This is a genomic window from Streptomyces sp. NPDC046931, assembly GCF_040644655.1.
Classification (GTDB): Bacteria; Actinomycetota; Actinomycetes; order Streptomycetales; family Streptomycetaceae; genus Streptomyces.
The window spans coordinates 67391-92940 of sequence record NZ_JBEYWX010000025.1 but is presented as its reverse complement, the minus strand read 5'-3'; the positions used below and the strand labels follow the sequence as shown (position 1 = coordinate 92940).

The following is a 25550-nucleotide window of genomic DNA, read 5'->3' as shown; positions in this document are numbered from 1 at the left end:
CTCCGCAGCCCCGGCTCTTCCCGTTTCCACTCTTCACAGGAGGTTCTGTCATGGCCGGTATCGGCGTCACCCCACACGTCGGCCTGAAATCCGCGTACGAACGGGAGGGTTGGTGTGAGCCGCCCTACCGCTTCAGCGACGCCGCCGTGGCACTGCTCCGGGAGCGCACCCTCGCCATCAGCCGCGAGCGCAGGCCGGAGGTGGTGCACGAGAAGGACAGCGGAACAGTCCGGGCCGTCCACGGCTGTCATGCCTTCGACGAGGTGTGCGCGGCGCTCGTACGCCATCCATACCTCGTCGAGCTCGCCGAGCATCTCGTCGGCGGACCCGTGTACGTCTACCAGTTCAAGGTCAATCTGAAGCAGGCGCACGAAGGAGCGGCCTGGCCGTGGCACCAGGACTTCGCGTTCTGGCACGAGGAGGACGGCATGCCGCATCCGGACGCCGTGAACATCGCCATCTCCCTGGACGACGTCCACGCAGGCAATGGGCCGCTCATGGCCATTCCTGGATCGCACCGTCTGGGCCTGCTAGACCTGCCGGAGGACCGTGCGGGCGACGAGGATTCCGACTGGCGCAGTCATGTCTCCGCCGACCTCGCGTACACCGTGAACGCCGACCGGGCCCGGACCCTCGCCAAGCAGAACGGGCGGAAACTGTTTCTCGGCACGCAGGGCTCCATCCAGGTCTTTCACCCCAGCATCGTCCACTCGTCGTCGAACAACGTGTCATCGGACCGCCGTGCGCTGCTCCTTATCACGTACAACGCGGTCACCAACGCCCCGACGCGCCCCACTCGCCCCACATTCCTGGTCTCACGCGACGCCACTCCCGTCGAGTCACGCGCGGACGAGCGTCTGGACCTCCAGGTACTCCCCGACCCCGCCTCCTCCTCCCGCTGAGTCACCGAGCAGAAGTGCGAGAAACCCGCATGCCGCCCCAGCCCGCCGAACTGCCACCGCTGATCAACCTGGTGGATCCCGAGCTGTACGCGAAGGGCGACCCCTTCGTCCAATGGCGCTGGCTACGCACCCAAGAACCGGTGTACTGGCACGAACCCACGGAGTACCCGGGCTTCTGGGTCCTGTCCCGGTACGAGGACATCCGCGCGGCCTACCGTGACGCGGCCACCTTCAGTTCCGCACAGGGCATCCTGCTGCGTCCCGAGAGTCACGGCACCGATCCCGGCGGCGGCCGCACCCTCGCATTGACCGACCCGCCACGGCACCGTCGGCTGCGCGGGCTGATCGACGAATGGTTCTCCGTGCGGTCGGCCCGGGCCATGGAGCAGGACGTCCAGAGCGTCGTCCGTCGCGTGGTGGACGACGCGCTGGAGCAGGGGACGTGTGACTTCGTGACGGATGTCGCCGCCCGTGTGCCCCTGTATGTGATCTGCAAGATGATGGGCATTCCCAACGCCGACTGGGAGAAACTGTTCACGCTCACCAGCGACGCGTTCGGCGCCGGTGACCCGCTCACCCGCCGCCTCGCACACCTGGACATCCTCGGCTACTTCGAGGCGCTCCAGGCGGACAAGGCGAAGAACCCGGGCGATGACCTGGTCAGCGTGCTGGCGACGGCCAGTGTGGACGGTGAGCGTCTGTCGCCTGACGATGTGATCCTGAACTGTGACAACCTCCTCGTCGGCGGCACGGAGAACACGCGTATCGCGACAGCCGGCGGCATGCTCGCGTTTCTGCGCCACCCCGACCAGTGGCGGATCGTCTCGGACAGCCCCGACCTGCTGCCGACAGCCGTGGAGGAGGTACTGCGCTGGACATCGACGGCCACCCACATCATGCGCACCGCGACAAGAGCGGTGGAAATCAGTGGCCGGCGGATCGCCGCCGGCGATCGCGTCACTTTCTGGCTGCCCTCGGCCAATCGCGACGAGTCGGTCTTCCACGCCCCGGATCGTTTCGACGTCCGGCGGCATCCGAACCGGCATCTGGCCCTCGGCTTCGGCGCGCACTTCTGCGTCGGCAACGTGTTAGCACGCGTGGAAATGCGGCTCCTGTACAGGGAACTCCTCAGCCGCTCGATCGACGTGACCCTCGAGGGGGCGCCGACGCTCTTGAGCTCTATCGTTGTCAACGGCCCTGAACGGCTGCCCGTACGCATGACCGCGTCCTAACAGGTGCCACGATGTCCGGCATGAAACCAGCGACGGAACTTCGCTGGAATCAAGGAATCACTTCCCCCATTCAGTACGGCCAGCCGTGTCCAGAGAAACGGACCCCTCACATGCAATCGCCTTACCTGGTCCGCCATACTCCGCCTGGCCGTCCCCGTCGCCGCCTGGTCTGTTTCCCGCACGCGGGCGGCACCGCGAACTTCTACCGCAGCTGGAGCAAGCATGTCGACCCGACGGTGGAGGTCCTGGCCGTTCAGTATCCCGGTCGCGAGAACCGTTGGGCCGAACCCCTGATCCCAGCCATGGACCCGCTGGCGTCGGCCGTCTCCGAAGCTCTGTCGGCCCTGCCGCCGCTGCCCACTGTGCTCTTCGGACACAGCATGGGCGCCGCCGTCGCGTACGAGGTGCTCATTCGCCTCGAGCGGGCGGGTGCGCCTCACATCACTCGCCTGTGCGTGTCCGGCCGGGGCCCCGGGAGTGCCTCCCGCACAGCCCTCCGGACGGACGACGAGGTGGTCGAGGCAGTGATGTCCTTGGGTGGTACCCACGCGGGTTTCTTCGACGACCCGGAACTGCGCGAGCTGTTCCTGCCCATCGTGCGCAACGACTATCACCTCATCGACAGCTACGGGCGGCACGCCGACACACCCTTGTTGCGCACCGATGTCCACGCTCTCACCGGCGCCCAGGACCCCCGGGTCACCCCCGAGGAAGTTAACCAGTGGCGTACAACGACGTCAGGTTCCTTTTCGCTCACGGTTTTCGACGGAGATCACTTCTACCTGGTTCCAGCCGCGGAACGAGTGGTCAGCACTGTCCTGGCGGAGACACCACCCGTCACGCCGTCACACGGCGGGACCCACTGACACGTTCCGTGTGTGCCCGCAGTCGACCGGCTCGCAGGAGGGGAGGGCCTGCCTGCATGCCTGCGGACCTGGCTGCACATGGCTGCCTTCGCAAACTGTGTCCAGGGCATCGGTACGGGGCGCGGTTGCGACAGTCCGCCTCGGCGAGCATCGTTAGCCGCAGCGCCCTTGCCTGTCCGTGCCTGCGCCTGCAAAGGCGGCGAGGTCAGGCTCCCCCTCACCCGCCAAGCCAGGACCCTGAGTCGATCTACCTGAGAAGTCCGAGTTCAACGGAGCGTAGTCAGCACCGCACCGTCAAATCACCCTCTAAAACTGACGATCATCGTTGACACCTGGGTCTCCGATCACTACGGAGATCCACATGCCAAAGTCCACGCCCACCACTCCGCCGCTTGACCGTGAGGCCAAGCGGCGCCTGGCCGTCATACGCCACGTCGAAGAGGTCAGCGGGAACGTCGCGATGTCCTGCCGGTACTTCGGAATCAGCCGGCAGGCGTACTACACGTGGTACCGCCGCTACCAGGCCGAGGGCGTCGAGGGTCTGCGCACCCGCTCCAAGGCGCCGAAGAACTCTCCGAACGCGACTCATGTGGAGGTGGTCGGGAAGATCATCTACCTGCGGCAGAACTACCACTTCGGGCCCGAGAAGATCGCCATGTACCTCAAGCGGTACCACGACGTCACCATCAGCAAGTCCGGCGTCTGGCGCATCCTCAACCGCCTCGACATGGGCCGCCTGCCGGCCTCCCAGCGCTACAAGCGCCACGACCGCCGATGGAAGCGGTACGAGAAGCAACTGCCCGGCCACCGCGTTCAGATCGACGTGAAGTTCATCGAACCGCTCGCCTCGATACCCCAGGGACGGCGCGGCGGCCGCAACAAGTACTTCCAGTTCACCGCGATCGACGACTGCACTCGCCTGCGTGTCCTGCGGATCTATCCGCAGCTGAACCAGAAAACCGCCATACAGTGCCTGGACTACGTGCTGCAACGTCTGCCGTTCCAGGTCGAGGTCATCCAGACCGACAACGGCGCCGAGTTCCAGTCCGCCTTCCACTGGCACGTGCTCGACAAGGGCATCGCCCACACCTACATCAAGCCCCGCACCCCGCGGCTGAACGGCAAGGTCGAACGCTCCCACCGCATTGACGCCGAGGAGTTCTACCAGCTCCTCGACGGCGTCATCATCGACGACGCCGAGGTCTTCAACGACAAGCTGCGCGAGTGGGAGGACTACTACAACTACCATCGCCCCCAAGGCGGCCAGACACCCTACGAACGCCTCAAACAGAAGACCACGACCCGGGCGTAATCGATCAACGTCAGTGGCACAAGACCCTGAATGTCGCCCCCGGAGACAAGCTGACCTGCTGATCGCGCCGGTGGCGGCGGTCCGCCACCACCACGCCGCATAGCACGCTGTCGCACCCACCGTGGTGCCTGGCCGGCAGGCGACGCCCTTGGCCCCAGGATGCCGGCACACAACCGGCCTCCCCCTCCGCCTTGCCGCGGTCGCCTTCTCGCGCCCTTCAGAACCCGCTCGTTGATGAAGCTCCTATAGACCGTCAAGTGGCCTGGATGAGCGGCTTCGATGGGGTGTGTTGGCGGGTGAGGTGCTTGTAGACCTCGCGGGCGATGAAGCGTTTGAGGCAGCGCAGGATGTCCTTCTTGGACATGCCTTCGGCGGTGCGACGGGCGACGTATGCCTGGGTGCGCTGGTCGTAGCGCATGCGGACTAGGGCGATCATGTGGAGTGCGTGGTTGGCCCGGCGGTCGCCACCGCGATTGAGACGGTGCCTGTTGGTGCGGCCGGAGCTGGCCGGGACGGGGGCTACTGCGCACAGATGGGCGAAGGATGTCTCCGACGCCAGACGCTCGGGGTTGTCGCCCGCGGTGATCAGAAGCTGAGCTGCGGTCTCGATGCCCACGCCGGGTAATGCAACCAGCTCAGGTGCTGCTTGGGTCATCAGTGCCGCCAGCTCGGCGTCGGCCTCGTTGATCTCTGCTGTGAGGTATTGGTGGCGGCGGGCCAGGCGCCGCAGGGCGACCTTGACCGCGCAGGCAGGGTCGCTGGTCCGCGTGCCGGGACGGGAGCGGGCCAGGTGCTTGATCAATTCGGCTGGGGCCAGGGCGCGCAACTGCTCGCGGACCTCGCCGGGCGCGGTGATGATGAGGGTGCGAATCTGGTTGATGATCTGCGTCCGGGCCTTGACGGCGGAGCGACGGACCACCCGCAGGGTGCGGACGGCTTCCACGATGCCGTCGCGGGCTTTGGGCGTCCCGCTGGCCCGGCCGGTGAGGACGGCTGTTGCGGCGGCGAAGGCAACAGGACAGCATGCGTCGGTCAGTCGGAGGGTCAGACCCCTCGGACGGTGCCACCGCCATCCTCACAGTCAGCCGGCGAGGAATCATGCGCAGAACACCTCTGCAAATCCCCCTGCGAGTTTCCCTGACAACCCTCCTGACCGGCCTGGTCGCCGCGATCGCAGCAGCGCTGTTGGCGGCCACACCGAGTACGGGCGCGGGTGCGGTTGCTGCACGCTCCGTCGCACCGGCTGCGGTCGACCACACGGTCACGTTCGTCAACAGCACCGGCAGGAAGATCTGGATCGGTAGCGCTGTCAACGCCGACGAGTCGAAGAACTTCGACAAGCTGCCGATCCCGGAGCCGGGCCAGTCGGCGACGGTGACCATTCCCGAGACGACGGCGCCCGGCCACTGGCGCGGAAAGTTCTTCGCGCGCATGGGATGTACCGGGACACCAGGCAGCAACTTCCACTGTGCGGTCGGGGACTGCGGCAAGTTCGCCGACCATTGCGGCAAGGGCACCGGAGAACAGCCCGTCAGCCTCGCCGAGTTCAACTTTGACTCCAAGGACGCTGTCGCTCCCTGGTACGACGTGAGCTACGTGAACGCGTTCTCGATGCCGATCACGATCGCCCCCCGGAACGTGAGCCCCGGCGGTGGCGGGTGCGACACGGTGGGCTGCGCGAACAACCTGCTGCCGAACTGTCCCGCGGGCAATCTGACGCGCTGGGCGGACGGCAAGCCGATGCTGTGCACCAACCCCAACCGGGACGCCAAGACGGCCTACAGCGACATGATCGCCTCCCATTGCCCGAAAGCCTATGGGTGGTCCCGGCAAGACCAGGAGCCGGGCAACAAGGTGATGCAGCAGTGCAGCAAGTGCAGCGGCTTCCTCGTGACCTTCCACCGCGCCTCGTGACCGCAGACCACCCGGCCCCCCTGCCGTGAATGCGGCTTGACGAGCGGCCGGATGAAAAGGAAGAAGCCATGCGAAAAACACCCAACTTACGTGGTCTCGCCGTGATTCTGGCGGCTCTGACCCTGCTCGCGTTCGGCAATCATGCGGGCACGCCCACCGGCGCGGTGAACGCGTCCTCCGCCACGGTGAACAAGAAGGGCGTCAGCGCCTGGAACTTCACCGGCGTCACCAACGCGCTGGCCGACTCGAAAGCCGGTTGGTTCTACACCTGGTCCTCGGGCAAGCAGCAGATCGCACCGCCGTCCGGGGTCGAATTCGTGCCCATGATCTGGGGCAAAGGCTCGGTGACCGATGCGGAACTCGGTCAGGCCGAACAGCAGGGTAAGACCCTGCTCGGGTTCAACGAACCCGATATGCCGGGGCAGGCCGACATGACTGTGCCGCAGGCGCTCGATCTGTGGCCCCGGCTGCAGTCCACCGGCATGAGGCTCGGAGCGCCCGCCGTCGCCACCGGCGCCGACGGCTGGCTCGACCGCTTCATGAAGGGCGCCGCCGGCCGTCACTACAAGGTCGACTTCATTCCCCTGCACTGGTACGGCGGGGACTTCGACGCCACGCATGCGACAGCCCAGCTGCGGAACTACCTCCAGGCCACCTACAACCGCTACAAGAAGCCGATCTGGCTCACCGAGTACGCACTGATCGACTTCTCCACCGCCACCCCGAGGTATCCGACACACGCACAGCAGGCCGCGTTCGTGAAGCAGTCGACCGCCATGCTGCAGGGGCTGCCGTTCGTCGAACGGTATGCATGCTTCACCCTCTCTACCAGCCGCGGTGACGGCACCGGACTCTACAACGGTGCGACGGCCAACGAGGTGAGCGCCGCCTATCGCGCGGCCGGCTGAGAAACAGCCCCACCCCTTATCCGGCAACAGCCGGGCCGGGCGCACGCATGCCGCCACGGACAAGGAGCACAACGCCCCCTTCACTGATCCACCACGCCGTGAAACGAAGCTACACGAAATGAGGAACGAGCATGAGCAAGTGAAAGCTCTACGTCCCACTGGCCGCAGGGGCCGTCGCACTGACCGCCGTACTGGGGCTCTCCCCGGCGAGTTCGGCCGCGCCCAGGGTCCCGCAGGCCGGGACCTGCTGGGCGACGCACTACGGTCCCATACCCCCCGGAGCCCTCACGGCCAGCGGCGAGATCTTCGACAACGACAAGAACACCGCGGCGACCTCACTGACACGCAATCAGCAACTGCCGTTCGGGACCCGCGTGAAGGTGACCAACGTAGCGAACGGCAAGTCCCTCGTCGTGCGCGTCAACGACCGCGGCACCTTCCAGCAGACGCCGCAGGAACCGAAGTGCCTCGACCTGACCGACGGTGCCTTCGGCCGCCTCGGCGGCAGCCTCAACCCCGACGCCGGCCACATCGTGGTCCAGCAGCAGGTCCTGAACTGATCCCGGGCTCTCGATCCACTGCCACCAGAAGGAGAGCTTCCTGATCACCATCAGGCAGAAGACGGTAGTCGGACTGGCCACACTCGCGGCCGGCTTCGGCCTTGTCTCTCTCGCCACCCCCGCCGGGGCGGCCGCTCCCGCGGCCCCCGTCATCCACCGCCGCGACGCGCACCACACCACTCCCGGGAGCCACCTCTTCGTCCGGCTCCAGACCGGTGACGAGGGACTCTGCTTCACCGGCCAGGGCACCCCGTCGGCCTGGGAAACCACCCCGCGACCACTGCCTTCGGTACGGACATGCGGGTAAGACCCGATACGCTTCTTCACCTGGAGAGTGCTTCTGCGGTGCTGGTTTCGATCACTTGCGAGCCCCTGAACCGCTCTTCCCTGAGTCGGCATGGTGGCCACGCGCATAGTCGACCCTCGAACCATGGTGGCCCACCGCATGTGCCCCTGACCTGCACCTTCCTACCGTGTGCCGGCACGTACCCGTCCCCACCGCACACGAGGAAGTGGCGCACATGGCATCCGAAGCATCATCCGCTCCCCCAACCCCCGCCAGCCTCCCCCGCGTCGCCGCCGGCCTCATCGGCACCACCATCGAGTGGTACGACAACTCATCCGATCGGGGCTAGGACCCGCGATGTTGGAACATATGCGGCCTTGAAGCCGGCACGGAACCAGCACGGACAGTGCAGCGTGTCGCGTCACGATCGCCCGCGCCGACCCAGCACAGATCTCCACGGAAAACGGCGGCTCAGGCAGGCTCCGGGGTGCGGCGGGCTTCGCCGAAGTCCCAGAGGCAGACCACCGACCGGTCCCCGCCCGAACACCTCACCCGGACGTTGACGTCGGAGAAGAACTCCGTCAGATGTGGACGGCCGCGCGCCCACCGCTGCGCGAACCACTCGCCGAGATCGTCACGGAGCAGCAGCTCCGTCACCGGAGCGGTGCACACGGCCACGAGATCGTTCGGGCGTGTCTCGAACCGTGCCCAGCGCAACTCGCCCGCGCCGGTGGGAAGCCGTGCCTCGCGTACTCCGGCGAAGACCGTCTCCCACACGCCGTTCCTCAGCCGAAGGACGCGAGTGTCGCCGATACCGAACGCCACGTGCCGACGCCGCTGCCGATCACCGAGCTCGGACAGCAGTGCCATGAACCCGACCTCGGCCTCGGCGCCGGTCTCCGGCACGGCGGCGTCGGCACCGATGTTCGTGGCACCCCCCTCGCTGCGTGCCACGAAACCGACGGAGCGCCCGACACCCCGCACGGCGGCGCGCAGCAGACCGGCCAGCTCACCGTCTTCGGCCTCGTCCCGCGCCGCGGCGTACCCGGTCGGCAGCGTGGCGGTGCGCGGATCCGGATCGCCGCCGCGATCGAGCACGCCGCCGAGACGCTCGCCGTAGCGACCCACTTGCGCGGCCAGGCTGCGGCAGGTCCGCTGCGCGGCCGACTGCGACCACAGGCCACGCGGCGCTCCGGCCGCCACCACGCTGAGCAGGGTCGGGGTGGGAATCTCCGCCACCAGCCCCAACATGACGGCGTCCCGCCGGTGTTCACCGTCCTCGCGCTGCCGGGGCCCCCGCACGGAGGCGGCCCGCACGATCAGGGGACCCAGATCGGCACCGTCGACGGTGCTGTCGGCCGCACAGTCGCGGCCGAGGGGCAGTTGGTGCGGTACGGCCGGCGACTGCGGTGGCGCACCCGGCGGTTCCTGCACCTGGTCGCTGCCACGGGGCGCGAACCGACCCAGAGCCTTCGCCGAGGCCTCGGCGAGCCGGGCCGCCACACCGGCCTCCACCCGCGCCTCCAGCACGGCGGCCACCCGCGCTTCCACAGCGGCTTCCACCCTCGCCTCAAGGGCGGCCGCCAGCCGTCCGTCCACCTCGGCCGCTATACGTGCCTCCATGCTGCCCCGCAGCTCGGTGAGCTGGAAGTGCAGGTGCTGGTTGGCCGCGAGGGCCTGGTCCCGTTCCGCACGCATGCCGGTGAGCTGCGTTTCGTGCTGCCTCCGGGTCCGGTCCGCCTCGGTCGCGAGCAGTCCCTGATACGGGTTTGCCGGTGCCGCGACACCGCGGCGGCGCGACGCGCGGCGCAGCGCGAGGCCCAGCACCCCGCAGAGAACGACGGACGCCAGCAACAGCAGGTACAGCACGTCCAGGGCGAGGGGTTCAGTCTCCACGCGGCCCAGCTCCTTCCGCGGCCGACCGTCGCACGGTTCGCTCCGCGAGTGCGGAGACGGCGAAGGCTTCGAGGCGGTCCCACAGTTCGCGTGCGTCGCGCTCCTGGGCCATGCCGGCCGCCGCGGCTTCCGTGTCCACCGGTTCTCCCCGGCGGGCCGTCAGATCGAGGCAGTCGAGCCGGATGTCGCGGCACGCGGCCCGCACCCGCCGCACGGTGAGCTCCGGGACATGGCTGGGTGCCTCCTCGATCAGCGGCCGCAGTACGCCGTCGCACAGCGCCGTCAGCCCCGAGGCCGCGCAGTCCGCCTCAGCCTGCCGCACGGCGTACCCAGGCCGTCGCGCCGGCCCGTCCAGCAGCCGCACCGCCCGTCCGGCCTCGGACAGGGCCAGCGCCCGTACGGGCAGCCCTGCGGCCGCAGGCCCGAGGGTCCGTCCGCCACGGTGTCGCAGCCAGCTTTCCAGATCTGCCATGCCGCCGGGTCCGCGCAGCCCCGCCACCGTCGCGACGAGCACCACGGCCGGCGGGTGGGGTGCCCGCCGAACACGGTCCAGCAGCCGGCCGAGCACGGCGACGGCCGGCGAGGGCGCCACGTCCCCGCCCAGCTCTGCCGCCGGAACGACGGCCAGGACCAGGTGTGCGGCGTGCAGCAGCTCCAAGGCCGCCCGGCGCAGTGCCCGCCCGCTCTCGGGGCCGGTCCGGTCCGCAGAGGCGACGGGAAGGTCGACGACCTCCAGGTGCGGGACGTCGCGCCCGGGCTCGGAGGGTGTGGGCCTCCCGGGACCGCTCCGGAGCACGCTCCCGGGCGCCGGCCAGGGCAAGCAGGCGGCGCGCATCCGCGCACGGATCCCTGACTGTTCGCGGAGCAGTGCCGCCACCGCGGCGTCCAGCGCCGGCGACGAAGGAGCGGCGGCGGTGAGGTCATGGCAGCGGCGCAGGGCACGCGCGACCGCGTCGGTGCCCGCGCAACCGGTACCGAAGAAGGGACCGGCAGGCGTCTGGGACGCACGGACGCGGAGCCATGCCGCCGTGCGCGGGGCGGCATGCAGCACCGCCTGCGGCGGCTGTGCCCGGTGGGCCGTCAGCAGGCGGGCGAGCCGGTCGAGCGCCGCCGCCTGACCGGGCGGCAACCGCAGCTCGGGCCGGTCGACGGCGCAGTGGACGACGGAGACCGGAAGGAGGTCCGTGGCGAACGGCGGATCGGCGATGCGTACCCCGGTCAGCACCGGGACCAGGCCGGGCACGGTACGAGCCACCACGATCCGCACGGGAATCCGTCGCGCGCCGCCCGGTTCGCCGCCGAGCATCGCCGCGTCGGCGGCACACTGTGGCGACAGCCCCGCGGCACGGCCCACCTCGGACGCGCCCAGCACCCCGCACGCCCGCACCCACCAGGGGCCGTTGCCCGCGCGGCCCCGGCCCCGGTCCACCGCTGTCACGGCGCGGCCCGTCACGTGTCGGCCGGGTCGTCGGGCCGCCGTACCACCCTGCCGGGGTAGGTGGTCCGCGGCTCGGTCGCACCGGTTGGGCGCAGGGGCGTCAGGAACACCCACTGCACCAGCCGCTCGTCCAGTTCCAGCGCGCCACCGAGGTTCAAGGGGGTCTCGGTGCAGCTGTCGAGATCGGGCTTCTGCCATTCCGAGGTCAGGTCGTAGACGACTTCGTGGTCCACCGCACGGGCCAGCGGTTCGAGGATGAGCGACACCTCCTTGCGCCACCGCCACCACCAGCTGCCCGGGGCGGCAGTCGGCCAGTGCAGCAGCCCGCCCAGCACGCCGTCCAGTTCACGGGCGGTGCCCAGCTGGGTCTTCCCGTCGCGCTTGTCGCGGTGCGCTTGGGCGGCGGTGGCCAGATGGGTCAGCAGCCTGGTCTTGAAATTCTTCTGATCCTTCTCCTCCACGAGCGGGAGGCGACTGGTGCGGGGATAGTTGAGTGGATGGCTGATGGCGTGCAGCAGTTCGCGGTCGAGTTCGGCGAGCCGCAGAATCTGCCCCGCCCGCGCGGCCCACAGCAGGCGGAGGTCGTCGGGGCCGAGGGAATCGACGCTGACCACATCGACCGCCTCCAGAACCTCGGGGGGCGCGGCTGCCGCGGCTTGCCTGAGGGCCTCGGCGTCGCTGAGGTCCAGGGGCACGGTGACCGCCCGGGGGATGCCGCCGCACCCGTCGGGTCCACCGGGGCCCTCGGGGGCGGGCAGGGCGGGCACGATGACGGCCGGGTCCTCCCAGCCGGGCGGCGGTCCGCCGAGGTACTCCTGCGCGGCCTGCGCCGCCTTCTCCTGCCAGAGCCGGCGGTCGGCGTCCGGCAGCCGGAGCAGGGCCATGTGCAGCGCCGTCCAGACCGCCGCGGCCTGCTGATGATCTGCCGCCTGCGGACGGTCCTTGGGCCGGGCGTGCCGCCATCCGCTGAGACGCCTGGCGTGTTTGTCGCCGAGCGCCGCACACAACTCGCCCAGACGCTCCGCAAACCGGGCTACGGGGTCAGGCCCCGGTTCTGGCCCGGATTGCGGTTCCGGGTCTGGTGTCGGGTCCGGCTCATTCGCCGGGACCCGCCCCGGTCGAGGTTCCGGCTCCGTCGGCGGATCCTGTTCGGCGCCCGCCGCAGTGCCACGCTCGGATCGGGTGGCGGCGGTCCGTCCGGCTCCGGGCCCCGTGCCGTGTCCGGGTTCGGCCCGGGCACATGCTGCGGCCTCGGCCGTCACCGGCTCACTCGTCACCGTCCCGGGCGCCGCCTGTCCCGCCCTGATGGCGAAGCCCAGCGCGAAAGTCGCCTCCATGACGCGCGTGATCGTCTCTGCGGCATCCCCCTCGTAGGGGTGGAGAGGATCCACGGTTTTCAGTTCCCTGTGGCACGCATGAAGGGCGTGCAGCACCGTCCGCCGGCTCGCCGACGGCCCTGAATCCAGGACGTCGGCCACGGCCCTCGCGAACGCGTTCCAGTGCGCCACGGCGGCGGACGGCCCTGCGTGCGGATCGGCTGACGCGGCGGTGATCTCCCCCATCAGTGCCTCCCGGTCGAGGGGTCCCAGTACTCGTTGAACTCTGTCAGGCCGCTGCTCATGGGCCGGCGCAGTACCCGGCCGGGGCGCTGCTCCACCTCCCGCAGGGTCTCTGCGGGCAGATACGGGACGGCGCCGCGATGGACCCGCAGCCGTCCGTGGGCGTCCAGGGTGGCCCAGTGGTCGGCCAGGCCCGGGGCGGGGAGCCGGCCGAGGTCCTCCGGTTCGCCCGTCCCCTCGCGTACCAGATAGAAGTGGTACGCCCCGTGCACGGGTGGTGCTTCGAGGAGCGCCGCCCGGCCGGGCACCGGCTGCTGTTCCGAGTCGGTGGAGTCGTGGAAGAACTCGTTCAGATACGTCTCCTCGGACCCGGGCGCCGGGAACACCTCCACCAGGTCCGGCTTGCCCGTGTGCGGTTCCCCCAGCGACACGCAGATGCTGCCCGGCAGCGAGAACGTGTGCAGCGCGGCGTCGAAGGACAAGCCCTGCCGGGCGCCGTCCAGCTCCAGGGGCTGGCCGTTCACCAGCAGATGGGGCATGCCCCGGCACAGCAGGATGTAAGGGAAGAGCTGCTGATCCATCTCCAGCTGGTAGTTGACACCGGTGCCGTCCTTCCTGCGCCACACCTCGTGCAGTGGCTCGGTCAGCGACTCCGCACCGGCGGACAGCACCAGGTTGAAGCTGCCCCACTGGATGTGGTCCTTCGAGGACGTGGCCCGGTGCAGCATCACCACCTCCGTCAGCGGCTTCCAGCCGGTACGGACCCCGCGGCGGCCACGCGCGTCGAGCTCGGCGAACGGCGTCCCTGCCCGCAGCACGGTGAGCACCCTGGCCTCGCCCGCCGCGACGGTACCGAAATCGCCGGGCAGGCTGGAGAAGAGCCCCCGCGTCTGGATGTCCAGCTCGCTCAGGCGGATCACCGGGTCGGTGGCGGACAACCGGTTCCTCATCGCCAGCTGACCCGCGAGCGCCTGTGTGGAATGCGCCCAGGCGGCGCCGATCGACGTCGCCTGTTTGGCGACGGAACCCTTCTCGACGGACAGCGCGGTGGGGTTCCAGCCGAGCCGCACCTGGGAACCGGCGTCGGCGTGGGTGAGAACACCGACCACGGTCTGCCCCACCTGCTCCAGGGCGCTGCTCCGCCCGGAGAGCACCACTTGGTCCAGCACCGGTACGGGCTGCGGTTGCAGGCCCTTGGCGATCCGCTTGGCGTTGTCCTCGTGGATCCGGGTGAAGACCGTGCGGACGAGATCCGCGCCCATCTCCGCGGCCCGCCGGAGCACCGGTTCGATCAGCGTACGGAATTCGGCCGGGTCGAGAGTGACCTCCTTCGCGGTGCCGAGCCGGTGGGAACCGTGGTTGAGGATCTGTATGACGTGCACCTCCTCGATGGTGGCGTCCGGTGACGTACTGTCGTCCTCGCCCGCACCGAGTCTGCGCTTCTTCGACTCGGCCAGCTGCCACAGCAGGTCGAACCGCTCCCGTCGGCGGGTGCGCTCCTCCTCGTCCTGGATGCCGTCCCAGCGGGTCGGCAGGAAGTGCTCGAGGTCCCGCCGCACGTCCGGGGCGACGATCGTCCGGAGCATCTCCGAGGCCTGCTCGGCGACCCTGGTGGAAAGCGTGCGCTCCTCGCGGTCACCGGATGCCCCCGAGCCCGTGGCCGAGGACGCCGGCCCGGACCTCAGCTGGTCCACCAGGCATGCCTTGATCCAGTAGAAGACCTGGAGCGTCAGCAGATCCCCGCCCAGCTGCCCGTGCCCGGTGGAGCCGAGGAGCTGCGGTTCGAGCCGGTAGTCGCGGCCGGAGACGAATTCCTGTTCCTGCGTCAGGGACGGCGTAGTGTCTACCAGGGCCAGCCGCAGCAGTGCGATGTCGGTCGTACAGCCGCCGATGTCGATGGCCAGCAGGATGCGGTGCCAGGTCGGCGGGTCGTCACTGACATGACGCGACTGCGCGCGCAGGGCCTCCAGCCCGAGGTTCTGGTTGTCGGAGAGCTCCCGCATGACGAAGAACAGACAGGCGGCCAGCCCCTCGTCGTAGTCCATGACCACCTGGGGAATGCCGAGGCCGGAGCGTACGAGCTTCTCCAGCCGCTGTTTGATCTCCGGGAGGATGGTCGTGGGGTAGGTGATCACGGCGGTGCGTACGGTGGGGCGTTCATGGCCCGGCCGGCGGTGCATGAGATCCTCGGCCCGTTCCACCAGTCGCAGATACAGGTGCTGGGCGAGGTGGACGGCGCTCATGTCGGAACCGTTGACGGCCGGCGGCTGCCGTTGGAGCACGGCCCGCTTGATGCCGGTGATCATGGCCGCGTCCGCGGCAGGCTCGGCCGGGGACTTACCGGGCAGTTCGAAGCGCCGGTCCTCGGGCAGCATGGCGTTGAGGGTGCCAGTGGGCCCGTTCGGACCCGGCAGCGACCCGGATGGAAGTCCGCCGTCGCTCACCGGCGCCCGCTCGATCAGCGCGCTCGCCGGTGCGGTGGTGCGCTCGCCGTTGATGTCGGGGTAGTCCACGGGCCGCAGCTTGTGCCGGTCGAGCGCCGGGGTGTTCATGACGCGGGCGTAGCCCTCGAAGAGGCGGGGCACCAGCCAGTCCCGCAGCGCCGGCCGGCCGTCCTGGTGCAGGCTCTGCTCCACCTTCACCATCAGGGCGTCGACGACGTCTGCGTCGTCCAGCCGGGACAGGGCCTGCCGCCCAGTGATCCGCAGCCCGCCCCGGCGGCCCAGCACCACCTCTCCGGCGGTGATCGCCTCCACGGCCTTGCGCCACTCGGGAGGGGCGTCCGCGGCCGGGCTCAGGAGTTCACCCAGCAGCTGGGCCAAGGCCGTCGTCTGGCCGGGGTCCACCTGCCGTTGGGTGATGGCGCCGAGGTCCCACAGCGTCGCGGTCGACGCGGTGGAACCGAGGTCGACCGCGACGAACTGCTGGAGGTTCTCCCCGGTGGGCTGCGGCGGACGCAGCCTGAGGAACTCGTCCTCGTCGGATGCGAGTCCGGGCCCCTCCCCGAACCCATCTCGGGACGCAGCAGGCGGCTGCTCACCGAGCGGGGCGAACTCCAGCGTGACGCTGCCGGACGCGGTGTCGGCGCCGGCCGATCCCGTGTACTCGAGAGACCATTGGACGTCGACGCGCACGTCGGTGGGGTGGCCGGAGCCGAAGACGTCGGCCGTGCGCGGATCTCCGTACACCAGACTCACCGGCAGCCGGGAGTCCAGGGAGAGGATGCGGGGCCCGTCGACGCTCGCGGCGGTGTAGTCCTGGGGCACCCAGATGGTCTCCAGGGCGTGGGCCAGCTGTGCCGGTATGAGCACGCCGGGCTCGGCACGGACGTCGACACGCGGCGGCAGATGGACGGTGACATAGCCGGGGCTGCCGGGCTCGCGCTCCACCAGCACCTCCGGCAGCGGGAAGCCCGACTGGCCGGCGTAGACGCGGAAGTGCCGGCGGCCGAGTGCGACGACCCCGCCAGGGGCCGAGGCTTCGGCCGGGATCCCGGCCGGATCGGGGACGCGAAAGGTGATCTCGAGTGCGCTCATGGTCAGTCGACGCTCCAGGTGCTGATGAGACGGTCGATGGGCTGCTCGTCGTGCGGGGGCTGGGCGCCGTCCTCATGGTCGTCCGGCGAGTCGCCGTTCGGCCCGTGGTATGGGAACGGGCTGCCGTGGCCGTCGTCCGGCGGCTCCTGCCGGGGCGGCACGATGTCGCTTTCGTCGAGCAGCGCCGCCGACGCCAGGTCGTACAGCGGAACGAGCTTGTCGGTGACCGCGCCGAGCAGTTCGTCCAGAAGGTCGGTGACGGCCCGGGCCGCGGCGACAGCCGTGTGCTGGCGCAGTTCGACGATCCGCAGGGGGTGCCGTTCCCGCTCCTCGATGTGCTCCTCCAGGTCCCGCATCAGGTGGTGCCAGGCCAGGGCGTGGTGCGGCCGGGCCGGGAAGTGACCCTCCAGCTCCGCCTTGTCCCACTTCCGGTGGTCCAGCGCGGGCATGATCTTCTCGATGGCCTTCTCGGGGTTGAGGCAGGTCCACAGATCACCCAGCTGGCGTCGGGCCTTCGCCGTTCCGCCGCGGCGCCGGGAGTACAGCTCGATCAGCAGCGGGCTCGTCCCCGGGTCCGCGAACCACTCGCGCAGCGGTGCGAACTCCGCTTGCCAGTGCGCGGCCCAGTCCTGGCACCATTCCCGCAGCGCCGCCCTGCCGTTGCTCCCCCACTCCTCCACGGTGTGCTGGAAATGCTCGATGAAGGCATCGGAGGAGTCCTCCACCGGATCGCCGTCACCGAGGATCCCGTCGGCACCTCCGGCATCGGTCGCGTCGCCGAAGCCGGGATAGTCGTCGAACATGTCCGACTCGGACGTGGGCGGCCCGCTCTTGGTGACCAGGTGCTGCGGGTCCCGCTCGGCCCGTTCCAGCAGATGGTGCCACTCCTTCCACTGGAAGACGGCCCGGTGCACGGCGGCCGCCGTCTCCGCCAGACCCGGCGGCGCGGCCGGTGCCGTGGCGCCCTCGCCCTCGCCGTACACCGGCGTCTCGAGACCGCCCCCGCGGAGCCGGTCGGGGCGGCGCAGCGCGTGCAGCGCCGGGCGTACCCGCTTGTCCAGCAGGAAGCGCAGCTCGGCGAAGGTCTCCGCGATCTCGCGGTACGCGGCGTTCCCGCCCGCCGCGGCGCGGTACACCTGGCGCCGCAGGGTGAGCAGTGCGGCGTCCAGCTTCCGCCGGGAACGCTCGGCGCGCTCCAGCTTCTGCCCCACGCCGTTCCTGCGTACGTGGTCCTCGATCACATGGCGCAGATGGCCGATCCCGCCGTCCTGGTCGTAGGCCCGCAGGCGCGGCGTCCACGGGTTGCCGGGGTCGGCGCTCTCCAGCCGGGCCGCGATCGGTTCCCACGGGCGCTCTCCGGGCGGGGGCAGCTTGCCCATGGCGGCGCGTACCCGCTCGCGGGTCTCGTCGGAGAGGCGGGTGTACGACAGCTCGTAGGCGCGGATCGCGGGTACCGCCGAGGTCACCACGATGCCGTCCTGGCGTCCCCGGACGAACTTGCTGCCGTAGACGTGGATTCCGTTGAGCTCGTCGGCGTGCCGCAGCAGTTCGGTCACGGGCAGAGCGGTGCCGGGGACGGCCGTGAGCGACGGAAGATGCGTCCGGTCGAAGACGTTGGCGGCGACCAGCGCCGCCTGCCCCAGGGCTTCGGCACTGCGGCCGTCCTCCAGCAGCATGTCCCAGAATTCCGACGCGCCCTTGGACTCGGGGCGGGAGGACAGGACGACCAGCAGGATGGTGTGCACGTCGACCAGGGCGCGCCGGCTCAGGGACTTGTCCCGGCCGTACGAGCCGGCGGCGCCGATGCCGGGGAAGTCGAGCAGCTGGACCGGGTGTTCGGTCAGCAGACCGCCGAGGGCCCAGTGGTCCGGCGAGACGGTGACCTTCTGCACCACGCGCTCGATCAGCGGGAAGCTGCGGCTGAGCGCGTCCTTGTCGCTCTCGATGTTCTCGCTGTTGAAGGGCTGAAGGGTGAGTCTGGGCGGCGTCTTGGGCGTGACCTTGGCCGGGGGCAGTTTCAGCGCCTCGTTCACGATCTTCCGGGCGACGAGCGCCCGGTGCCCCAGCACGCTGTACTGGCCACGCTGGCTGAGCAGGGCGTCCCGGATCCGGCACAGCTCGACCACGGTGTCCCGGTGGGCGTCATCGATGAGCTCGGGCGGTACCGGGGGCGGGGAGGCGCCGGCGGGCGCCGGCCACAGGCAGGGGTACCAGCTGTCGAACGGCGCCCAGCCGCGCGGGTCGGTCACCGGGTCGTATCCCGCGAGCGCGGCACCGGCGCCCAGGGTCGGGTGTCTGCGGTCGAGTTTGGTGATGAGCGTGGAGAGGATGTCCTCGACGCAGCGGCTCAGCTGGGCTTCGCTCAGATAGCGGATCTCGGTGGTGTCGGCTGCCCGCGTGGGGCTGCCGGGCTCGCCCGCGGTCAGGGACAGCACGGTGATGTTGCCGGTGGTGGGGCGTTCCTCGACCGGCAGCAGATCGGGACAGCCGAGGAGGGTGCCGAGGAGGAGGGACTTGCCGACGCTGTACTCCCCGACGACGCCGATGGTGACGGGTGAGTCGACCCGGTCCAGCAGCTCCTGGGCGGTCTCCGCGACGCGCGCCCGGGCCGCGTGGCACTCCGGGGTGTCGGGTATCTCCTGGTCCTGGAGCATGGCCTGGGCGTCTTCGGCGTACCGGCGCAGATCGGCCAGAGCGGTGGGCGAAGCCGCTGGGCTGGTGGCGGCTGAGGCGGATGTGTGGGACACGGCGACTCCGCGGTGAGTGCGGTGAGCGAGGATCTGAGGACGGGTCGGTTTGTCGGTGAGTCGGTGAGCTGGTTTGCCGGTGGGTCGATCGGCCGACCTGACGACCGTTCAGTGCAGGAGGAAGAACAACTCGATCTCCGCGGTGCCGGACGGGATGCCCGGGTCGGTGTTGTGGTAGCCGCGAATGATCTCTTTGTGGTACTGCGGGAAGAACTCCGGCGCCGCGGAGGGCAGGAGCCGGGCGACGGCTTCGGCGAAGGCCGTACTGGTCCCGGTGTCGACCGCGCCGCCCGGGAGCCGGCCGGCGTTGCCGAAGACCATCACGAAGGCCGCCCGCTTGCCCCGGAACTTCTCTGTCTGGTGGGCGACTTGCCTGCGGACGCTCGCGGCGGCCCGGGCGGAGCCGCCCATGAACGCCTCGGGGTCCGTGCGCACCGTGATCGACCGGGTGTGGGGGTCGAGCCCGCCACTCGGCGGCGGACCGACCGATGCGGAGGTGGAGGGGCCGGGGAGCGTCGGCTCGGAGGGCGACGGTATGCAGCTGGGGCCCGCCGCGGCGCAGGGCGGGCGCGGGTCGGCCCCGTCCGTCGTCTCACCGCCCAGGAGGACGACCACCATGACCAGCAGCAGATCGGCGAAGAGCCACCCTGCCATGTGCGCCCCCGTCATCCTCGGCGGCCTCATCCGTCGACCTCTGCGACCGGCTGGGGAGCACGCGGTTCCCGCGGTGGGGAGGGCGCCCGCGCCGCCGGCCCGGTGGAGGAGGTCGCGGGCAGTGCGTCCACGAGAATCCGCAGGGCGCCGTGCACCTGCTCGACGGTCTCCGACAGCCGGTCACGCGCCTCGTTCTTGTCCTCCCGGTGGGCGAGGGCCGCTTCCCGCATCTCCTCGATGCGGGTGGCCAGTTCGCCCGTGACCGTGCGGACCTCGTCGCGCAGGGAGACGGCCAGGGCCGCCACCGCCAGGTCGTAGGCGTCGCCGATGCGTTCGGCGCCCTCGGCGGCCGCCCTTTCGAGGGCCGCCGGAAGGCCCGTCAGCGTGCCGTGGAGACCGTCCCGCGTGGCGGCGAGGACCTGGGTGGACTCGGCCGTCGAGGCCCGTACGTCGGCGAGGGCCGCTGTCACTTCCCGTACGGCTTGGCGCATCCACTCCGAGGCGCGTTCGCCGGCCGCCCGGTGCCGCTCCTGAGCCTCGGACGCGGCGCTGTCGATCCGTTCGGCGGTCAGCTCCCCGGCGGAACCGATCCGTACGGCGGCCAACTCGCCGGCAGCACCTATTCGCTCCGCGGTGAGCCGGCCCGCCTTGTCCACGCCCTCCGCCATCGCGGCGCCCGACCTGGCCAGTTCCTCGGTCAGCCGGCGGGTACCGGCCGCGACCTCGTCGGCTGCCCGGGTGGCAGAGCCGGCGGACGTCCGGACGTCCGTGGCGCCGGCCCGCAGCTCGGCGACGGCCGACTCCAGGGCCTTGACGGCCGCCAGATGGTGCTCCGTGGCCGTGCTGGCCCCGCTCAGCAGGTCATGTGCGCGCTCCTGGACCCGGGTCGCCTCGGACAGCAGATCCCGCAAACCCGAGGCGGCGCCCTGGAGCTCCTCGGCGAAACGCGCGGGGGAGGCCTGCGCGGTGCGCACGGCCAGCGCCTCGACCTGGACGAGTGCCGCGGAGAGGCGGGAGACGAGCCCCTGTCGCTCGGTCTCCTCCGCCGTTTCCCTGAGGCGGCCCAGGACGGTCGTGCCCATCAGCGCCAGCAGAGCGACGACGGTGTAGACGACCATCGTGTCGAAGCGCAGGACGGGCCAGAGGTGGCCGTCGAAGCCCTGCTGCCACAGGGTCAGGAAGGAGCCGGACGGAGCTGTCCCGCCCTGCCCGGTGGCTCCCGGGTCCCGCATCCGCCGGTACGCGTAGGCCGCTGCTCCGAGCCCCGCCCAGGTGACCAGCAGGGGGGCGAAGACGAGCACGGAAGGCAGCGCCGACAGCAACCGCCGGCCTCGGCCGGTCCCGGCCGAGGGCGGAACGGAGAGGGCGTGGGGCCCGCAGTACGCGGTCACCAGTCCGCCGCCCGCCCACGGGCGCAGTTCGTCCTCGCTGCCCGACTGCACCGCGTCCGCCAGCCGGGTCAGGGCCGTCGCGTGCGCCGCGCAGCGCGGATGGCCGGCCAGGAGACGCAGCTCGGCGGCGAGGCGTTCGGGTTCGTGATGCGTGGGCCTGGGTGTGGCGCTCCCCTCGTGGGCCAGGGCGTCGTGCCTGCGCCGGCGCGCCCGTGATCTCCCCCATGTCTCCAGCCACCCCATGCTGCTCCCCCCGGCCGCGCCTGGAATAGGCCTGAAATATGCCACTGAACAGCGGCGGACAACCAGTCGTATTGCGGAATTGGTTCCGGGGGGCTTGCGGTATCCAGTGTGGTGCGCCGCTGCCCGAAGGCCGGGACTCCGGGAGGCGGAAGATTCCGCAGGTGACAGGCGCGACAACTACTGCCAGAAATAGACGCGTTCAGTTTCTGAATTGTTTTTGAAAGTGTCGCTGTTTGACTGTTCTGTCGATCGAGATAGGTCGGGGACGGCCAGCCGAACTCACAGGCATGGTCCGGTCCGGGAAATGGCGGCTACGGTCGTCAACCGGCGTTCCGTGGGGACGGCGCGCAGGGGAGGGAGAGCCATGACCACACCCACGAAGGACGATGGTGGCGGGGCCGGAGCGGACGGGGAGAACCTGGCACGGCTGACGGGACTCCTGCTCCTGGAGCAGCGCGGAACCGATCCCGGCGCCGGCCCGCCCGGCGAGCCGGCGGGGGCGGCGAACGCCGCACGGCAGGATCCCTGGCTGGCCCCGGCGGCCGCACTGGCCGCGGGTGAGCCCAAGACGGCACTGGCCCTCCTCGACGAGCCGCCACCGGACGCCGTCGGCCTCGCATCATCCTGTCCTTCCCCGCTCTCGCGGGCACTGCGGACCGCGGCGATCGCCATGGACGGCGCCTGGCAGCCGGGCGGCTCGCCGGTTCGCCTTCCGCCCGCCGCGCAGCAGGCCCAGTTCGCCGCCGGAGCGGGGTTCGAGGCAGCCGTCGCGTCGGTCACCGACCCGGGGCACAGGCTCTGCGCCCACCTCGCGGGACGCGTCGTCCCGGTGCTCCTCTCCTCCCGTACGACTTTGGGACTCGCCATGAGCGCGTCGGCGGCCCAGGAGCGAGCCGCCGCGTACGGGGCGCGTGCCGACTGGGACCATCAAGACCTCTCGGCCGGGCTCAGGGAGCCGCTCGCCTGGTTCGACGGCCTGTACGAAGAGATCGCCGCCTCGCGTCACGAGGAGGCCGCGGCCTGTCATCTGCTGCTCGCCGCGGACCTCCGCGTCCGCGCCGGCGACCCGCGGGCGGCCCAGCCGCTGCTGCGGCACGGAAGGCGGTTCGCCACCGGGAGCCAGGCGACCGCCGGCCTGGCCGCGCTGCTCGCCGGTGACTGGGAGCTGGGCACACCGGGAACCGCCGAGCGATGCGCCCTCCCGGCCGCCGCGCCGGACCCACGGGCACTGACCCGGGCACAGGAGCACTACCAGCGGGCGGACGCGGCGTACCGGGCCGCGCTCTCGCGGCGTGGCCGCGCCGCGGCGCTCCTGCGCCTCGCCCATGTCGAGCGGCTGCGCGGCGGCCTGGAGGCATGCGGGGAGACCGTCGAGCGGGCGAGGGAACTGGCGGTGGCGGCCGGCGACGGCGCCTGTGCCGCGCTGCTCCGTGTCCATCAGGCGCTCGACCTGATCCAGGCCGGCGTCCCGTCTTGGGGGCGCGCCGACCGGGCGGTCGAGCCGGAGACCGAGGCCGCCGAGGAGGTGGTCGCCTGGGCCGCGACGGCCGGCAGCACGTCATGGCTGCGGGGTCTGCGGCAACTCGTCCTGGACCGGTCCGAGTTCTGGGGCGGGCAGGGGGACGTCGTCCGCGCCAAGCGGGCCGCCCTTCTCGCTGAGCGGCTCTGCCCGGGGCCCGAGGGGAGCGACGGTGGGGCGAACGCACGGCCGGCGGTCGCAGGAGGCCTCCCCGCCCCGAGGGTCTACGTGCGGGCCCGGCACCGCCTGGCGGGCATCGTGCTGACCGACCTGGAGCAGCAGGACCGCCTCCAGAGCGTTGTGCGCAGCAGCGAACGGGGCGAGCCGCCCGCCCTCGCGGACTGTCTCGGCCTCATCCAGGCCGCCAAGATCCTCCACGATCAGGCGTCCGCGCTGCGGGACCCCGATGTGGTGGCCGCCTCCCGCGCCCGCATCGAGCTCGCGCTGCGTATCGGCACCGAATTCCTGGCCGACGTCGAGCCCGTGAACGAGGTCCTCGGCGTGCTTGCCTCCGACCTCGCGTCCTGCGCCGCGCAGGAGACGCTGTTCCGCTCCCGTCGGTCCCGCGCGGCCGGCCTGGAGGAGGAGGCCGACCGCCTCGCGCGGCGAGCCCTGGGCGAGGCCGAGCGGATCCCGGACGAGACGTTCCGGTGCGTACTGCGCTGCGCGGCCCATGTCGACCTGCGCGAATGGTCCCGCGCCCGAGCCGAGATGGAGGCGGTCGAATCACGCCTCTCCGCCGTCCAGGCAGCCGCTCTCTGGCTGCGGCTGCACCGCCCCGAACGCGCCGCTGCCCACGTGCCGTTCATCGACGCCGGCCCCACCGCCGGCGCCGGAGACCAGGATCTCCCCTGGGAACGGGCGGCGATCCGGGCGGACCTGGCCCTGGCCAGGGGATCGTACGGCCCGGCCGCCGACCACGCCCGGCAGGGGCTCGACGCCTACGAGGCGCACCAGGTCAGGCTGGCCCGCGACGCACTGCGTGCTTCCTTCGCCGACGATCCGGTGGTCGCCGGCCTGTACCACGTGGCGGTGCTCTCGGCCCTCGGCGCCGGCGGACCCGGCGCGGTGGCCGCCGCCTTCGCCCAGGCGGAGCGGGGCCGGGCCGGATTCCTGCACGCGCTCCACGCGCTCGACACCGCCGGCCCGGACCGGGCCGCCCGCGCCGCCGTCAAGGACTGGCTGGGTGCGGAGGTCCACTGGTCCGCGGAGTTCGAGGACCACGCGGCCCGCCTGGGCGGCCGGGAGTTCCCGCCCGGGCCCCGTCCGGCAGCGGCGGGCACAGCCCGCGCACGGGCCGGCACGGACCGGGCGCCACGGGAAGACCGACGCGTGCGCATCCAGGACGCCGAGCGCGCCCTGGACGCCGCCGAGGCGCAGGTGCGCAGGCTCGTCCCGGCCGCGCTCACCGCGTCGGGCAGGGGCGCGCTGCCGGGCGCCGCGGCCGTGGCCGGGTCCCTGCCCTCCGGTACCGTCCTCCTCGCGTACCACCTCTTCGACGACACCCTGGTCGGTTGGGCGATGACCCGCGGGACACTGGTGAGCGACCGCCGGACCCGGTGGGCGCAGTCCATGGTGGCGGCCGTGCGCCGGTTCCACAGCTGGTGTTCCTCGGCGGATGGCGGGCGCGACGGCGAGGCCGACGGACGGGAACTGGCCGATCTGCTGCTGCGCCCCTTCGCCGCGCTCCTGCGCGACCACAGGCGCGTGCTGGTGGTTCCCCCGGCCATGCTCTCGTTGCTGCCCTTCCACGCCCTTCCCTGGGACGGGGACGTCCTCGGCGCCGGCCACGAGGTGTCCTACCTCCCTTCGGCCTCCCTGCTCCCCCGTCTGCGCCGCACGCCGGACAGGCCGTGGCCGGAGCTGAACGCGCTGCTGATCGGCGGTCCCGCCACCGACCCCCGCCACGGGCTGCGGGCACTGCCGGGCACCGTCGCCGAGACCGCGGAACTCGCCCGGCTGCTGCCCCGCCACCGGCTCCTGACCGCGACGCAGGCAACCCGGGACCGTGTGCTGGAGGCCGCCCCCGACTGCCAGGTGCTGCACCTCGCCACCCATGGCCTCGTCGACGAACTCGCCCCCAACCGCGGTCGGCTGTCCCTCGCCGGTGACGACGTCCTCGGCATCGCCGACCTCCTGCGCGCCGCCCACGAGCCGCAACTGCTGGTGCTCTCCGCCTGCGACACCGGACGCGGCACCGCCACGGCGGGCGGCGACGTTCTGGGACTGACCCGCGCCGCCCTGATCACGGGGGCCCGGCATGCCGTCGTCTCACTCTGGCCGGTCCACGACCGTACGGGCTGCCTGGTCATGACGAGGACCTACCGGTACCTCCTGGAGGACCCCGCCGTCTCCGTCGGCTCGGCGCTGGCACGCGCCCAGCGCGCCGTGCGCGACCTCCCCCGCGCCGAACGGGACGAGGAGTTCGGCACGCTGGCCCGCCGGGCCGGGAGGAGCCGCCCCGGAGCGCCGGCCGGGGCCCGCTCCTGGGAAGCGGCCAGGGACAGCGGCACGCTGCGCCCGGACACGGAAGCAGACGACCGGCATCCGTATCACTGGGCGCCCTTCATCCACGTGGGGATCTGAG

At 71.0% G+C, this 25550-nt stretch carries 16 protein-coding genes; 8 read left to right on the top strand and 8 right to left on the bottom strand.

Going from position 1 to position 25550, the window contains the following annotated elements; genetic code table 11:
- Positions 1-50: 50 nt before the first annotated feature.
- The 4 genes from ABZ876_RS31775 (at position 51) to ABZ876_RS31760 (ending at position 4312) form a co-directional block, all read left to right on the top strand.
- Entirely contained in the window at positions 51-902 is an 852-nt protein-coding gene (locus ABZ876_RS31775) for a phytanoyl-CoA dioxygenase family protein (protein WP_361788434.1), read from the top strand.
- Between the two features lie 29 nt (positions 903-931).
- Positions 932-2134 carry a cytochrome P450 gene (locus ABZ876_RS31770; RefSeq protein ID WP_361788432.1) on the top strand — a complete coding sequence of 401 codons (1203 nt, stop codon included), beginning with the start codon at positions 932-934 and terminating at the stop codon, positions 2132-2134.
- A 110-nt stretch (positions 2135-2244) separates the two neighbouring features.
- Positions 2245-3000, top strand: coding sequence for an alpha/beta fold hydrolase (locus tag ABZ876_RS31765; RefSeq protein WP_361788430.1), 756 nt, complete (start codon positions 2245-2247; stop codon positions 2998-3000).
- Between the two features lie 361 nt (positions 3001-3361).
- Positions 3362-4312, top strand: a complete 951-nt coding sequence (locus ABZ876_RS31760) for an IS481 family transposase (RefSeq protein ID WP_361788428.1) — start codon at positions 3362-3364, stop codon at positions 4310-4312.
- Between the two features lie 253 nt (positions 4313-4565).
- Here ABZ876_RS31760 and ABZ876_RS31755 read toward each other — a convergent pair whose 3' ends face one another.
- Positions 4566-5255 (bottom strand): transposase, encoded by a 690-nt coding sequence (locus tag ABZ876_RS31755; protein WP_361788426.1) that lies wholly within the window; start codon positions 5253-5255, stop codon positions 4566-4568.
- Between the two features lie 155 nt (positions 5256-5410).
- On the opposite strand from ABZ876_RS31755, the gene ABZ876_RS31750 reads away from it, so the two are divergent.
- The 3 genes from ABZ876_RS31750 (at position 5411) to ABZ876_RS31740 (ending at position 7694) form a co-directional block, all read left to right on the top strand.
- Positions 5411-6226, top strand: a complete 816-nt coding sequence (locus ABZ876_RS31750) for a thaumatin family protein (protein WP_361788424.1) — start codon at positions 5411-5413, stop codon at positions 6224-6226.
- Between the two features lie 29 nt (positions 6227-6255).
- The gene (locus ABZ876_RS31745) at positions 6256-7134 is read left to right on the top strand and encodes a glycoside hydrolase family protein (protein ID WP_361788422.1); all 879 of its coding nucleotides are present in this window, start codon (positions 6256-6258) and stop codon (positions 7132-7134) included.
- Between the two features lie 158 nt (positions 7135-7292).
- On the top strand, positions 7293-7694 hold the full coding sequence (locus ABZ876_RS31740; RefSeq protein WP_361788469.1) for a septal ring lytic transglycosylase RlpA family protein: 402 nt from the start codon (positions 7293-7295) through the stop codon (positions 7692-7694).
- 757 nt (positions 7695-8451) lie between these two features.
- On the opposite strand, the gene ABZ876_RS31735 is transcribed toward ABZ876_RS31740, so the two are convergent.
- From ABZ876_RS31735 to ABZ876_RS31705, 7 genes are all read right to left on the bottom strand, one after another.
- Complete coding sequence (locus ABZ876_RS31735; protein WP_361788420.1) at positions 8452-9876, bottom strand: hypothetical protein; 1425 nt, start codon at positions 9874-9876, stop codon at positions 8452-8454.
- Positions 9866-11314 (bottom strand): hypothetical protein, encoded by a 1449-nt coding sequence (locus ABZ876_RS31730; RefSeq protein WP_361788418.1) that lies wholly within the window; start codon positions 11312-11314, stop codon positions 9866-9868. Before ABZ876_RS31730 ends, ABZ876_RS31735 begins: the two co-directional genes overlap by 11 nt.
- 11 nt (positions 11315-11325) lie before the next feature.
- Positions 11326-12321 carry a hypothetical protein gene (locus ABZ876_RS31725; protein WP_361788416.1) on the bottom strand — a complete coding sequence of 332 codons (996 nt, stop codon included), beginning with the start codon at positions 12319-12321 and terminating at the stop codon, positions 11326-11328.
- A 554-nt stretch (positions 12322-12875) separates the two neighbouring features.
- The gene (locus ABZ876_RS31720; RefSeq protein ID WP_361788414.1) at positions 12876-16409 is read right to left on the bottom strand and encodes a hypothetical protein; all 3534 of its coding nucleotides are present in this window, start codon (positions 16407-16409) and stop codon (positions 12876-12878) included.
- Between the two features lie 2 nt (positions 16410-16411).
- Positions 16412-19156, bottom strand: a complete 2745-nt coding sequence (locus tag ABZ876_RS31715; RefSeq protein ID WP_361788412.1) for a hypothetical protein — start codon at positions 19154-19156, stop codon at positions 16412-16414.
- Positions 19157-19264: 108 nt separating this feature from the next.
- Positions 19265-19810 (bottom strand): hypothetical protein, encoded by a 546-nt coding sequence (locus ABZ876_RS31710; RefSeq protein WP_361788410.1) that lies wholly within the window; start codon positions 19808-19810, stop codon positions 19265-19267.
- 26 nt (positions 19811-19836) lie between these two features.
- The gene (locus ABZ876_RS31705) at positions 19837-21444 is read right to left on the bottom strand and encodes a hypothetical protein (RefSeq protein WP_361788408.1); all 1608 of its coding nucleotides are present in this window, start codon (positions 21442-21444) and stop codon (positions 19837-19839) included.
- Between the two features lie 364 nt (positions 21445-21808).
- Here ABZ876_RS31705 and ABZ876_RS31700 point away from each other — a divergent pair, with 364 nt between their 5' ends.
- Positions 21809-25549, top strand: coding sequence for a CHAT domain-containing protein (locus tag ABZ876_RS31700; RefSeq protein WP_361788406.1), 3741 nt, complete (start codon positions 21809-21811; stop codon positions 25547-25549).
- Position 25550 lies beyond the last annotated feature (1 nt).

What these genes read in the sequence shown, in the direction of transcription:
- ABZ876_RS31775 (WP_361788434.1), top strand. Translation starts at nt 51, where the DNA reads ATGGCCGGTATCGGCGTCACCCCACACGTCGGCCTGAAATCCGCGTAC.
- ABZ876_RS31770 (WP_361788432.1), top strand. Translation starts at nt 932, where the DNA reads ATGCCGCCCCAGCCCGCCGAACTGCCACCGCTGATCAACCTGGTGGAT.
- ABZ876_RS31765 (WP_361788430.1), top strand. Translation starts at nt 2,245, where the DNA reads ATGCAATCGCCTTACCTGGTCCGCCATACTCCGCCTGGCCGTCCCCGT.
- ABZ876_RS31760 (WP_361788428.1), top strand. Translation starts at nt 3,362, where the DNA reads ATGCCAAAGTCCACGCCCACCACTCCGCCGCTTGACCGTGAGGCCAAG.
- ABZ876_RS31750 (WP_361788424.1), top strand. Translation starts at nt 5,411, where the DNA reads ATGCGCAGAACACCTCTGCAAATCCCCCTGCGAGTTTCCCTGACAACC.
- ABZ876_RS31745 (WP_361788422.1), top strand. Translation starts at nt 6,256, where the DNA reads ATGCGGCTTGACGAGCGGCCGGATGAAAAGGAAGAAGCCATGCGAAAA.
- ABZ876_RS31720 (WP_361788414.1), bottom strand. Translation starts at nt 16,409, where the DNA reads ATGAGCGCACTCGAGATCACCTTTCGCGTCCCCGATCCGGCCGGGATC.
- ABZ876_RS31710 (WP_361788410.1), bottom strand. Translation starts at nt 19,810, where the DNA reads ATGGCAGGGTGGCTCTTCGCCGATCTGCTGCTGGTCATGGTGGTCGTC.
- ABZ876_RS31705 (WP_361788408.1), bottom strand. Translation starts at nt 21,444, where the DNA reads ATGGGGTGGCTGGAGACATGGGGGAGATCACGGGCGCGCCGGCGCAGG.
- ABZ876_RS31700 (WP_361788406.1), top strand. Translation starts at nt 21,809, where the DNA reads ATGACCACACCCACGAAGGACGATGGTGGCGGGGCCGGAGCGGACGGG.